Raw genomic sequence first — 10523 nt, 5'->3', positions numbered from 1 at the left:
GGTCGAGCGAGCAGGGCGATCACCCGGTGGCCACCAGTGGTGCGTCCGAACCATCCCAGCCGGCCCGGACACAAGGAAGGTGCACCAGTGAGCGAGAGCGCCGTTGGCGCGTGGACCAATGTTCGCGATACGAACTCTTGTGCGAGATGCGAACGGCGGGTACGGTGCCCGGCATGGACAAGGTGGTGGCGTCGGCGCGCGAAGCGGTCGCCGACATCGGGGACGGCGCGTCCCTGGCCGTCGGAGGCTTCGGCATGTCCGGCGTCCCGACCGCGCTGATCGCGGCCCTGCTCGAGCAGGGCGCGACCGACCTCGAGACGATCAGCAACAACCTGGGTGTCGACGGCTTCGGCCTGGGCACCCTGCTCTCCGCGGGCCGGATCCGCCGGACGATCGGCTCCTACGTCGGCAACAACAAGGAGTTCGCCCGGCAGTACCTCGCCGGGGAGCTCGAGCTGGAGCTGACCCCGCAGGGCACGCTCGCCGAGCGGCTGCGCGCGGGCGGGGCCGGGATCCCGGCCTTCTTCACCCCTGCCGGTGTCGGGACGCTGGTGAGCGACGGCGGCCTGCCGTGGCGCTACGCGGCCGACGGCACGGTCGCGGTGAAGTCCCCGCCGAAGGAGGTCCGCGAGTTCGACGGCGTGCGGTATGTGCTCGAGCGTGCCATCGCCCCGGACTACGCGCTGGTCCACGCCTGGAAGGGCGACCGGCACGGCAACCTCGTCTACCGGCGCAGCGCGCGGAACTTCAACCCGGACTGCGCCGCCGCGGGCCGGATCACCATCGCGCAGGTCGAGCACCTCGTCGAGCCCGGCGAGATCGACCCGGACGCGGTGCACACCCAGGGCATCCACGTCCAGCGCGTCGTGCACGTGCCCGATGCCGAGAAGCCGGTCGAGTTCAGGACGGTGCGCAAGTGAGCCTCAGCAGGGACCAGCTCGCCAAGCGGGTGGCCGACGAGCTGCCCGACGGTTCGTACGTCAACCTCGGCATCGGCATGCCGACGCTGGTGCCCGACCACATCCCCGGCACCCGGACCGTGGTGCTGCACAGCGAGAACGGCATCCTCGGCGTCGGCCCCTACCCGACGGACGACGAGGTCGACCCCGACCTGATCAACGCCGGCAAGGAGACCGTCACGGTCCTGCCCGGCGCGAGCTACTTCGGCTCGTCGGACAGCTTCTCGATGATCCGCGGCGGGAAGGTCGACGTCGCCGTCCTCGGCGCCATGCAGGTCAGCGCGAGCGGCGACCTCGCCAACTGGGCCATCCCCGGAAAGATGATCAAGGGGATGGGCGGGGCGATGGACCTCGTGCACGGGGCCAAGAAGGTCATCGTGATGATGGACCACGTCTCCAAGGACGGCTCGCCCAAGATCCTCGAGCAGTGCACCCTGCCGCTCACCGGCGTGGCCTGCGTGAACCGGATCGTCACCGACCTCGCCGTGATCGACGTGACCGACGAGGGCCTGCGCCTGGTCGAGACCTTCGGCGTCCCCGAGGACGAGGTCCGCGAGAAGACCGGCGCCCCCCTCCTCTGACCCCGTGAGTGGCGATAGTCGCTATGACGACCATCGCCACTCACGACGGTCAGCCGACCAGCAGGACGATCAGCGTGCGGGGGCCGTGCACGCCCTCGACCCGGTCCAGCTCGATGTCGCTGGTCGCGCTCGGGCCGCTGATCCAGGTCGGCGGCCGGGTGGGGTCGAGGCGGGCCACCGCGGCGGGGACGTCGGCGACCACCTGGTCCGCCCGCACCACGCACACGTGCCGGTCCGGCACCAGGGTCGCGGCGCGCCGGCCCTGCCCCGGCCCGTGGTCCAGCACGATCGTCCCGGTCTCGGCGATGCCCAGCGCGGCCGTGGTCAGCACGCCGTCGACGGTGTCGAGCTCGGCGGTGGTCAGCTGCTCGTCGAGGATCGCGTCGGCCGGGCGCAGGTCCTCCGGCAGGTCCGCGGGCACCAGCAGGCGCGGGACGCCCTCCAGGGCCGCGGCCAGGTGCGTCGGCAGGTCCTCGGGGGTGCAGCGCACCACGCTGGCCTTGTAGTCCTCGACCCGCTCGACGAACCGCTCGACGTCCTCGGGCGTCGTCGGCCGCGGCTCCGGCCGGTCCACGGCGACGTCGGCCGGGGTCTCGCCGGCCGGTACGTCGCGCAGCGCCGCCCGCACCCGCCCCAGGATCTCCTCGCGCGCGCTCACTTCGCTCCCCCGTCCTCGTGGCGTCCGCCGTCCGTCCGCGCCCACCACGCCCGGAACGACTCCGGTGCGGGCACCGGCACGTCCCGCGCGTCGGACCAGGCCGCGGCCGGCCCGGGCAGCGCGCCGAGCACGCCGCGGCCACCCGGCGCGCGGCGCTTCGTGCCCCGCAGGATGCGCCCGACCGCGCCGGACACCTTCTCCGCCGCGGCGGTCCGGCGGGCGTCGGCCAACGCCCACGACGCCGCCTTCATCGCCAGGTTCTGCACCTTCGGCTCGCCGCGGTGGGCGTCGACCACCTTCGTGCGCAGGTGCACCAGCACCTCCGGGATGTCGATCCGCACCGGGCACACCTCGAAGCACGCCCCGCACAGGCTCGACGCGTAGGGCAGCGAGTCGAGCTGGGGGTCGTGCCCGACCCCGCGCAGCATCGGCGTGAGGATCGCGCCGATCGGCCCCGGATAGACCGAGCCGTAGCTGTGGCCGCCGGTGCGCTCGTAGACCGGGCAGACGTTGAGGCACGCCGAGCACCGGATGCAGCGCAACGCCTGCCGGCCGACCTCGTCGGCGAGCACGTCGGTCCGCCCGTTGTCGAGCAGCACGACATGGACCTCCTGCGGCCCGTCGCCCGGCGTGACGCCGGTCCACATCGAGGTGTACGGGTTCATCCGCTCGCCGGTGGAGCTGCGCGGGAGCAACTGCAGGAAGACGTCGAGATCCGCCCACGTGGGGACCAGCTTCTCGATGCCCACCACGCTGACCAGCACCTCGGGCAGGGTCAGGCACATCCGGCCGTTGCCCTCGCTCTCGACCACGGCCAGCGTGCCGGTCTCCGCCACCGCGAAGTTGGCGCCGGACACCGCGACCTTGGCGCGCAGGAACTTCTCGCGCAGGTGGGCCCGGGCGGCGGCGGCGAGCTCGGCCGGGGCGTCGGTGAGGTCGCGGGGCGCGGCCTTCCCGTGCCGGCCCATCTCGCGCAGGAAGATCTCGCGGACCTCGGAGCGGTTGCGGTGGATCGCCGGCACCAGGATGTGGCTGGGCAGGTCCTCGCCGAGCTGCACGATCAGCTCGGCCAGGTCGGTCTCCCAGGCGTGGATCCCGGCGGCCTCGAGGGCCTCGTTGAGCCCGATCTCCGCCGTCGCCATGGACTTGACCTTGACGACCTCGTCCGTGCCGTGCCGCCGGGCGATGTCGACGACGATCCGGTCGGCCTCGGCGGCGTCCCGCGCCCAGTGCACGGTCGCCCCGGCCCGGGTCAGCGACTCCTCCAGCTGCACGAGGTAGGTGTCGAGGTGCCGCAGCGTGCGGTCCTTCAGCGCGGCACCGGCGCGCCGCAGCCGCTCCCACTCGTCGACCTCGCCGACGACGGCGGCCCGCTTGGCCCGGATCGTGCCGGTCGCGTGGGCGAGGTTGCGCCGGAGCTGGGTGTCGGCCAGGGCGGCCCGGGCCGCGGTCGGGAAGGCGGGCGTGCCGAGGAAGGTGGCGCTCACCGGGCACCCCCGTGGGCGAGCGCGGCGGGATCGACGGCGCTGCCCGCGGATTCGCGGCCGGCCTCCCGGGGCGGTTGCTCGATCACGGGCTCGGTCGAGGCCAGCACCTCCGCCAGGTGCATCACCCGCACGCCCGAGCGCTCGCGGGAGAGCAGGCCGCCGACGTGCGTGAGGCAGGAGTTGTCCCCCGCGACCAGCACCTCGGCGGCGGACTCGCGCACGTGCCGCGCCTTGTCCGCGCCCATCGCGATCGAGGTCTCGGCGTTCTTCACCGCGAACGTCCCGCCGAAGCCGCAGCACTCCGTGGCCTCCGGTAGCTCCACGAACCGCAGCCCGCGCACCGCCTTCAGCAGCCGGGTCGGGCGGTCGCCCACCCCCAGCATCCGCAGCGAGTGGCAGGTCGGGTGGTAGGTGACCCGGTGCGGGAAGTAGGCCCCGACGTCGACCACGCCCAGGACGTCGACCAGGTACTCGGACAGCTCGTACACCGGCGCCGCCTGCTCGACTGCGCGCAGCAGGCCCGGATCGCCGGAGCGCTCGGCCACCAGGCGGTGCTGGTGGCGCACCGAGCCCGCGCACGAGCCCGACGGCACCACGACGGCCTCGTACCCCTCGAAGGCCTCCAGGTGCCGGCGCAGCAGCGGCACGGCCTCGTCGAGATAGCCGGTGTTGACCATGGGCTGGCCGCAGCAGGTCTGCGCGGCCGGGAAGTCGACGTCGACGCCCAGCCGGCGCAGCAGGGTGACGACGGCCCGGCCGGTGTCCGGGAACAGGGCGTCGTTCATGCAGGTGACGAGCAGGCCGACGGTCACGGTGCCTCCGGTGGTGGGCGGAGTGTCGCCCGGGTACGACCCGAGCCGGACTATGGTCGGACCTTAGTCCGCACGCTAGGCTCCCGTCCACCGAGGGGGGTGGAGATGGCGGCACCACGCTGGGACCAGGTCCAGCGCGTCCCGACCTACGAGCTCGTGATCGAGCGGATCGAGGAGCAGCTCGTCTCGGGGGCGCTCGGCCCGGGTGACCGGCTGCCCCCGGAGCGGGAGCTCGCGTCGATGCTCGGCGCGAGCCGGCAGGCGGTGCGCGAGGCGCTGCGCGTGCTGCAGGCCCAGGGCGTCGTGCGCTCGCAGCAGGGCACGGGCAGCGACTCCGGCACCGTGATCGTCCCCGCGCCGGCCAAGGCGCTGTCCCGGCTGCTCAAGGTGCACCTCGCCGTGAGCTCGTTCCCGGCCGAGGACCTCACCGGGGCGCGGGTGATGCTGGAGCGGACCAGCGCCGCGTCGGCTGCCGAACGACATTCCCCCGCCGATCTCGCCCGGCTCCGCGAGGCGCTCGCGGCGATGGACGCCGACCTCCCGCGCGAGGAGTTCAACCCGCTCGACACCGCCTTCCACGTCGCCATCGCCGAGTCCGGCGGGAACCGGCTGGTCAGCGAGCTGACGGCGGCGATACGGGAATCGTTGCGCGGCGCGCTGCTCGACGGCATGCGGGCCGAGGAGGACTGGCCCGGCCTGCGCGCGCAGCTGCGCCGGGAGCACCGCGGGATCCTCGAGGCGATCGAGGCGGGCGACGCCGCGCAGGCGGCCGAGCGGACGGAGGCGCACATCCGGGCCTTCCACCGCCGGCTGCCGTGACGCGGGCCAGGAGGATCAGGTGCCCGGGTCGTCGTCGGGCGGCGAGGTGGCGGCCGACCCCGCCCTCCGCGCCCGGGCCTCCAGGTAGCGCTTCTCGGCGAGGTTGAGGGCGCCCCGGGCCGCCTTGCGGTAGTGCTCGCGCGCCTGGTCGTACTCGCCGAGCCGGTCCAGCAGGTGGGCGCGCACGGCGTCGGGCCGGTGGTGGCGGGCCAGGCGCGTGTCGCCCGCCACCCGGTCCAGCACCTCCAGCCCGCGCTCGGGCCCGTACGCCATCCCGACGGCCACGGCCCGGTTCAACGTGACGACCGGGTTGTCCGTGCACTCCTCGAGCAGCCGGTACAGGATCTCGATCTGCCGCCAGTCGGTGTCGGCGTCCGTCGGCGCCTCCGCGTGGACGGCCGCGATCGCGGCCTGCAGCTGGTACGGCCCGACCTCGCGGCGCGCGAGCGTCCGTTCGAGCAGCCCGACGGCCTCGCCGATCGCGGCGTGGTCCCACCGGCTCCGGTCCTGCTCGGCAAGGGGGACCATGCGGCCGTCGGCGTCCGTGCGGGCCTGCCGCCGGGCGTCGGTCAGGAGCATGAGGACGAGCAGCCCGGACACCTCGCCGTCGGCGGGCAGGAGGCGGTGCAGCATCCGGGTCAGCCGGATCGCCTCCGCGGAGAGGTCGACCCGGGTGAGGCCGGGGCCGGCGCTGGCCGTGTACCCCTCGTTGAAGATCAGATAGAGGACGTGCAGGGCGGCGGCCAGCCGCTCGGTGCGGACGCCGGCCGGCAGGGTGAACACGGCGCCGCCCGCCTCGATCGTGGCCTTCGCCCGGCTGATCCGCTGAGCCATCGTCGCCTCGGGGACCAGGAACGCACGGGCGATCTCCGCGGTCGTCAGCCCGCCCACCGCGCGCAGCGTCAGCGCGATCCGGCTCGCCTCGGTGAGGTCCGGGTGCACGCAGAGCAGCAGCATCTCGAGGCTGTCGTCGACCGCCGGGGCCTCCAGATCCACGGCCTCGGCGGGATCGACGGCCACGGCCTCCTCGCGGCGCCGCCGCGCGCTGTCGCTGCGCCACAGGTCCGTCAGCCGGCGGCGGGCGACGGTGACCAGCCACCCGACCGGCTCCTCCGGGACGCCGCTCTCCGGCCAGGCGGTCGACGCCGCGAGGAGGGCCTCCTGCACCGCGTCCTCGCACAGGTCGAACTGCCGGAACCGGGACACGAGCACGCCCAGGACCTGCGGCGCACAGCGGCGCAGCAGGTCCTCGAGCGCGCGGTCGGCCATCGTCAGGAGGCCTCGGGCTCGCTCAGGCCGAAGCCCGCGGTGTAGACGACCGGGCGCACCTCGATCGCGAGCCCCTCGATCCCGGCGTCGGGGATCTTCGCGGCCAGCTCGTACGCCCGCTCCGGGGTCTCGACGTCGACCACGTAGAAGCCGCCCATGTACTCCTTGGCCTCGACGAACGGCCCGTCGGTCACGGTCGTCGCGCCGTCGCGGACGGACACCACCGCGCTCCGCGACGGATCGGCAAGGGCCTGCGTGCCGATCAGCTCCCCGGTGCGGGTGATCTCCTCCATGAACCGGCCGTGCCCGGTCTCGATCTCGCGGCCCTGGGCCTCGGTCAGGCTCTCCAGCACGGCGGGGTCGATCTGCATGATGAACAGGTACTTCACGACGTCTCCTCTCGTCGGGGCGCCCGGCGGGCGTCCGTCGTGAGCACGTACGGAGCGGGAGGTCCGCGCTCGACATCCTGCCGTGAGTGACGCGCGTCACAACTCTCGCAGGAACCGGCCCAGCTCGGCGGCCGTGGTCGCGGGGTCGTCCTCCGGGAGGAAATGACCCGCCTCGGGGACGACGACGCGGCGGGAGCCCGGGATCGCCGCAGTCAGCCGGTCAGCGGCATCGGCCGGCAGCCAGCGGTCGTGCTCGCCCCACAGCACGAGCGTCGGAACGGCGACCTCGCCCAGGGCCGCGACCACGTCGCGGGTGTCCGCCTCGTCGAATCCCTCGACCTGGTCCAGGTAGCGCTGCTGCCCGGCCTCGCCGGCGTAGGGCTCGAGGTAGGCCCGCTCGGTCGCCGCGCCGAGCGGGCGGTGCGTGGCCGTGCCGAGGTGGGCGCGGATCAGCTCGTGGAACACGTGCTCCGGCATGGTCCGGTAGACGTCCAGGTGGGCCTGGATGTGCTGCGCGACCGGCGTGGTCCACGGCGGCAGGACGGCCGCGTCGAGCAGGGCGAGGGCGCGGGCGGGAACCCGGTGGCGCAGGTGCGCCCGCAGGACGGTCGCGGCGCCGATGTCGTGCCCGACGAGCACGGGATCCCGCAGCCCCCAGGCGTCGACCAGCTCCGCGAGGGTCCGGGCATGCAGGGCGACCGACGGGCGCACGCCGGGCGCGGTCGTCGAGCGTCCGTAGCCGGGGAGGTCCCACAGGTAGACCGTGTGGTCCGCGGCGAGTGCCGGCACGACGTCCCGCCACAGCACCGACGAGGACGGCGTGCCGTGGGTGAGGACCACGGCCGGGCCGTCGCCGACGCGCTCGTACGCCACGGTCGCTTCGGTCACCTTCTCCTGGGTCTGCAGCATGTCCGCCTCCAGTAAGGTCTTCGATGCGGCTGAGACGGTTACCGTGACACAGCGGAGGTAAGGTGTGCAACTGGCTTTGAGCGATTACTCACGAGGGGCGGAGCTGGCGACCGCGTTGATCTCCACCGCGCCGCGGGTGTGGCACGGCGTCGAGAAGCTGACCGCCCCGGCGGAGGTCGACGCCCTGCTCGCCGCGCACGGGTTCGCCGCGTCCTGCACCACGGGCGAGCTCGACGACGTCCGTGACCTGCGGGCGGAGCTGCGCGCGATCGTCGACGAGATCGTCGACGGCGAGGGGGTCGACGCCGTCGTCCGGCGCGCCTCGGTCCTCGCCGCGGGCGGCCTCACGCTCGGCGGGGGCGATCGTCCGGACTGGGTCTTCGGGTCCGACGCGGGCCTGGTCGAGGGTCTGGCGGCGGTCACCGGGGTGGGGCTGCTGGGGGCGGTGCGGGCCCTCGGGGCACAGCGCTTCCGGGCGTGTGCCGCACCGTTCTGCGAGGGAGCGTTCGTCGACGTCAGCCGGGCGGGGCGGCGCCGCTACTGCATGCCGGACCTGTGCGGCAACCGCGTCAACGTCGCCGCGCACCGGGCGCGCCGCCGGTCCGCGGGATGAATGCTCCGGGGCTCCAGCGCCGGCTGGGCACGGTCGACGCGACCGTCATCGGGCTCGGCTCGATGATCGGCGCGGGGGTGTTCGCGGCGTTCGCGCCGGCGGCGGCCGCGGCGGGATCCGGACTGCTCCTCGGCCTGGCCTCGGCGGCCGTGGTGGCCTGGTGCAACGCGACGTCGTCGGCCCAGCTCGCGGCCCGGTACCCGCGGTCCGGCGGCACGTACGTGTACGGGCGCGAGCGGCTCGGCCCGTGGTGGGGGTTCGTCGCGGGCTGGGGCTTCGTGATCGGCAAGACGGCGAGCTGCGCGGCGATGGCCCTGACCGCGGCGGCCTACCTCGTGCCGCCCGCCTGGCAACGGCCGGTGGCCGTGCTCGCCGTCGTCGCCGTGGCCGGGGTGAACCTGGCCGGGGTGACTCGCACGGCCCGGCTCACCCGGATCCTGGTCGCGGTGGTGCTGCTCGCGCTGATCGCGATCGTGGCCGTCGCGGTGCTCCGCGGCCCGCTGCAGCCCGCAGGACTCACCGCGGGCGGGACCGAGGTCTACGGCGTGCTCCAAGCCGCCGGCCTGCTGTTCTTCGCGTTCGCCGGGTACGCGCGCGTCGCGACGCTCGGCGAGGAGGTGCGCGACCCGGCGCGCACGATCCCGCGGGCGATCACACTGGCCCTCGCCGGCACGGTCGTGGTGTACGCGACGGTCGGCGTCGTCCTGCTGCTGACGCTGGGCCCGACGCGCCTGGCGGCGTCCGTCGCGCCGCTGGCCGAGGTCCTCCCGCCCGGCGCGACCTGGATCGCCGCGGCCGGCGCAGCGCTCGCCTCGCTCGGCGCGCTGCTGGGGCTCGTCGCCGGCGTGGGGCGGACCGTGCTCGCGATGGCCCGGGAGTCCGACCTGCCCGCACCCCTGGCCGCCGTCCACCCGCGGCGGTCGGTGCCGCACCGCGCGGAGATCGCCGTCGCCCTGGTCGTCGTGGTGCTCGTGTGCACGGTGGACCTGCGCGGGGTGATCGGCTTCTCGTCGTTCGGCGTGCTCCTGTACTACTTCGTCGCCAACCTCTCGGCGGTCGGGCAGCCGCCGGCCGAGCGCCGGTATCCGCGGGGGTTCCAGGTGCTCGGGATGGCCGGCTGCGCCGTCCTCGCCGCGACACTCCCCTGGCAATCCGTGGCGATCGGGATGGGCGTCGTGGTCGTCGGGACGGGGTACCGGTGGGTGCGGGTGCGAGCGGGCCGGCGCGTGTGAGCGGGTGATCACCGACGGTCCGGGCCCGGATCAGACCCGGGACCTTCGGCCCTGCTCCGCGGACCGAGCGGCCCGCCGACGGTGATCGGTCGGCCCCTCCTGCCACCCGCACCGGCCAGCGACGCTGATCGTCGGCGTACCGCGCCGGCACGAGGACGATGCCGCCGCTGCGCCGCAACGGATCCGGCGGCGCGGGGCGTCGCGCCCGCCGGTTCGGACGTCCGGGACGGGCAGGGAGGGCCCACCCGGTTCCCGGGCGGCCGGTCGGCGGTGGTGGGGCGCCGTCCCGGTCGCCCCCACCGACACCCGGCCGCGGCAGGCGATGCCCCCCGACCACCGCGGCCGGGCCCTCCCTCGCGCACGACAGAAGGCAAGTGGCACAACATGCTCCACCCGCTGGATCATGCAGATCGCGATAAGCCGGTCGGCGTCGGCGACGGCGTCCGGAGATGCAGCAGCTCGTCGCCGACGGGCGTGCTGGACCTTGGCGCCCAGCTCAGTGTTGCGGTGGTGGCGGCCAGGCGACCCCCGGCGGTCGTCTCAGGCGCGCGGTGAGCGCGCTGCGGCCTCGACGCTCACGAACGCCTGGATGTCGACATGCCATCGGTGTTCTGCCGCTGCTGCCGAGATCGCGCGACCTCTCGAAATCCGAGGATCATCACAGCGATCACCGATCTTGCATCGCAGCAGCTCAAGCTGCTATTATCGAACACATGTTCGCACCCGGTGCCGAGGTGCCCGAAGGTCATGTCCCGGCCTTCGTGCGGGCCTGGGCCCAGGAAGCGCCCGGGGTGT

At 74.2% G+C, this 10523-nt stretch carries 12 protein-coding genes; 5 read left to right on the top strand and 7 right to left on the bottom strand.

The genetic code is table 11. From position 1 onward, the window contains the following. Nucleotides 1-173 precede the first annotated feature (173 nt). Together AB0B41_RS41190 and AB0B41_RS41185 are read left to right on the top strand one after the other, a co-directional pair. Nucleotides 174-920 (top strand): CoA transferase subunit A, encoded by a 747-nt coding sequence (locus AB0B41_RS41190; RefSeq protein ID WP_358212472.1) that lies wholly within the window; start codon nucleotides 174-176, stop codon nucleotides 918-920. After that, nucleotides 917-1540, top strand: coding sequence for a CoA transferase subunit B (locus AB0B41_RS41185; protein ID WP_358212471.1), 624 nt, complete (start codon nucleotides 917-919; stop codon nucleotides 1538-1540). Before AB0B41_RS41190 ends, AB0B41_RS41185 begins: the two co-directional genes overlap by 4 nt. 49 nt (nucleotides 1541-1589) lie before the next feature. On the opposite strand, the gene AB0B41_RS41180 is transcribed toward AB0B41_RS41185, so the two are convergent. Genes AB0B41_RS41180 through AB0B41_RS41170 form a run of 3 tightly spaced genes read right to left on the bottom strand, consistent with a single transcriptional unit; the run spans nucleotide 1590 to nucleotide 4497 of the window. Further along, nucleotides 1590-2198 (bottom strand): LUD domain-containing protein, encoded by a 609-nt coding sequence (locus AB0B41_RS41180; RefSeq protein ID WP_358212470.1) that lies wholly within the window; start codon nucleotides 2196-2198, stop codon nucleotides 1590-1592. After that, nucleotides 2195-3685 carry a LutB/LldF family L-lactate oxidation iron-sulfur protein gene (locus AB0B41_RS41175; RefSeq protein WP_358212469.1) on the bottom strand — a complete coding sequence of 497 codons (1491 nt, stop codon included), beginning with the start codon at nucleotides 3683-3685 and terminating at the stop codon, nucleotides 2195-2197. Before AB0B41_RS41175 ends, AB0B41_RS41180 begins: the two co-directional genes overlap by 4 nt. After that, nucleotides 3682-4497, bottom strand: coding sequence for a (Fe-S)-binding protein (locus AB0B41_RS41170; RefSeq protein WP_358212468.1), 816 nt, complete (start codon nucleotides 4495-4497; stop codon nucleotides 3682-3684). Before AB0B41_RS41170 ends, AB0B41_RS41175 begins: the two co-directional genes overlap by 4 nt. Nucleotides 4498-4602: 105 nt before the next feature. On the opposite strand from AB0B41_RS41170, the gene AB0B41_RS41165 reads away from it, so the two are divergent. After that, nucleotides 4603-5316: an FCD domain-containing protein gene (locus tag AB0B41_RS41165; protein ID WP_358212467.1), complete on the top strand. Its 714-nt coding sequence runs from the start codon at nucleotides 4603-4605 to the stop codon at nucleotides 5314-5316. Between the two features lie 15 nt (nucleotides 5317-5331). Here AB0B41_RS41165 and AB0B41_RS41160 read toward each other — a convergent pair whose 3' ends face one another. From AB0B41_RS41160 to AB0B41_RS41150, 3 genes are all read right to left on the bottom strand, one after another. Then, a complete protein-coding gene (locus AB0B41_RS41160) occupies nucleotides 5332-6585 on the bottom strand; it encodes a sigma-70 family RNA polymerase sigma factor (protein WP_358212466.1) in 1254 nt (417 codons plus the stop codon). Between the two features lie 2 nt (nucleotides 6586-6587). Then, nucleotides 6588-6974: a YciI family protein gene (locus AB0B41_RS41155; RefSeq protein ID WP_358212465.1), complete on the bottom strand. Its 387-nt coding sequence runs from the start codon at nucleotides 6972-6974 to the stop codon at nucleotides 6588-6590. A gap of 96 nt (nucleotides 6975-7070) precedes the next feature. Beyond that, nucleotides 7071-7883 carry an alpha/beta hydrolase gene (locus tag AB0B41_RS41150; RefSeq protein ID WP_358212464.1) on the bottom strand — a complete coding sequence of 271 codons (813 nt, stop codon included), beginning with the start codon at nucleotides 7881-7883 and terminating at the stop codon, nucleotides 7071-7073. Between the two features lie 76 nt (nucleotides 7884-7959). Between AB0B41_RS41150 and AB0B41_RS41145 the strand changes: the two genes are divergently transcribed. Both AB0B41_RS41145 and AB0B41_RS41140 read left to right on the top strand, forming a co-directional pair. Continuing rightward, entirely contained in the window at nucleotides 7960-8496 is a 537-nt protein-coding gene (locus AB0B41_RS41145; RefSeq protein WP_358212463.1) for a CGNR zinc finger domain-containing protein, read from the top strand. Further along, on the top strand, nucleotides 8493-9728 hold the full coding sequence (locus AB0B41_RS41140; RefSeq protein ID WP_358212462.1) for an APC family permease: 1236 nt from the start codon (nucleotides 8493-8495) through the stop codon (nucleotides 9726-9728). Before AB0B41_RS41145 ends, AB0B41_RS41140 begins: the two co-directional genes overlap by 4 nt. Nucleotides 9729-10303: 575 nt before the next feature. On the opposite strand, the gene AB0B41_RS41135 is transcribed toward AB0B41_RS41140, so the two are convergent. Next, the coding region (locus AB0B41_RS41135) for a hypothetical protein (RefSeq protein WP_358212461.1) at nucleotides 10304-10523 on the bottom strand (220 nt) is incomplete at its 5' end.

It is taken from the genome of Pseudonocardia sp. NPDC049154 (assembly GCF_040648315.1).
In the GTDB taxonomy this organism is placed as follows: Bacteria; Actinomycetota; Actinomycetes; order Mycobacteriales; family Pseudonocardiaceae; genus Pseudonocardia.
The sequence above is the reverse complement of the archived record's forward strand: the minus strand, read 5'-3'. Positions and strand labels throughout refer to the sequence as shown.

Bases quoted from the DNA above. Each gene is read 5' to 3' on its own strand.
- AB0B41_RS41190 (WP_358212472.1), top strand. From the start codon at position 174: ATGGACAAGGTGGTGGCGTCGGCGCGCGAAGCGGTCGCCGACATCGGG.
- AB0B41_RS41165 (WP_358212467.1), top strand. From the start codon at position 4,603: ATGGCGGCACCACGCTGGGACCAGGTCCAGCGCGTCCCGACCTACGAG.
- AB0B41_RS41160 (WP_358212466.1), bottom strand. From the start codon at position 6,585: ATGGCCGACCGCGCGCTCGAGGACCTGCTGCGCCGCTGTGCGCCGCAG.
- AB0B41_RS41150 (WP_358212464.1), bottom strand. From the start codon at position 7,883: ATGCTGCAGACCCAGGAGAAGGTGACCGAAGCGACCGTGGCGTACGAG.
- AB0B41_RS41140 (WP_358212462.1), top strand. From the start codon at position 8,493: ATGAATGCTCCGGGGCTCCAGCGCCGGCTGGGCACGGTCGACGCGACC.